Genomic DNA, 630 nt, shown 5'->3' on the forward strand with positions numbered 1-630 from the left:
GTTTCTGCGCGATGGTCATTACTTGCGCCATATTCGGCGTATGAAGCGTTTATATATACAGCGCCGGGACGCACTGCTTGCGCTCATGAGCACATCGGTTTCAGAAAATAATATTATAGCGGGCTTGTCACTATTGCTCACCTTGGATGACGATGCGGACGACGTTGCTATTGCCGAAGCTGCCAAGGCCTTTAACTTGGCACCGGCACCGCTGTCACCCTGGTATGCCACGCAAACCAAAGCACGCAAAGGGTTGCTCTTGGGCGTGACTAATCTATCGAGTCCTGCACTCGAAGAGGGTTATCAGCAGCTGGCAGAACTTGTCGCTCGCCATCGATCCTAGTAGCTGGCTTTATCGGGTTAGTCAGTACGCCAGCCTCGACCAGAGCGGTCTGCGCCTGATGCCATGCTTGGGCGATAGCGGGCTCACCAAACGCTAAACCCTGCAAGTATACAAAGTGAATATCCTGAATGCCGATGGTATTGAGAATAAGCGTGAGATAAGGCGTCAGAAAATCCGGTTGCGGATTACCTCCTTGTAAGATGCCACCAGCGCTCACTAGAATGGTGGTCGGACGATCTTGCAATAATCCCTGCTTGCCCTCAGCCGAGGCGATAAAGGTACGGTTA

The 630-nt window shown here is 52.2% G+C and carries 1 protein-coding gene and 1 pseudogene; one reads left to right on the forward strand and one right to left on the reverse strand.

The window, feature by feature from the left end:
• Positions 1-343, forward strand: a pseudogene (locus ACTH5D_RS16860) (hypothetical protein); the annotation flags it as partial.
• On the opposite strand, the gene ACTH5D_RS16865 reads toward ACTH5D_RS16860, so the two are convergent.
• Positions 270-630 (reverse strand): NAD(P)H-dependent oxidoreductase (locus tag ACTH5D_RS16865; RefSeq protein ID WP_441673261.1); only part of this gene is annotated, 361 nt, incomplete at its 5' end. The pseudogene ACTH5D_RS16860 and the gene ACTH5D_RS16865 sit on opposite strands and share 74 nt — an antisense overlap.

Source organism: Halomonas sp. (genome assembly GCF_052095695.1).
Taxonomy (GTDB): domain Bacteria; phylum Pseudomonadota; class Gammaproteobacteria; order Pseudomonadales; family Halomonadaceae; genus Vreelandella.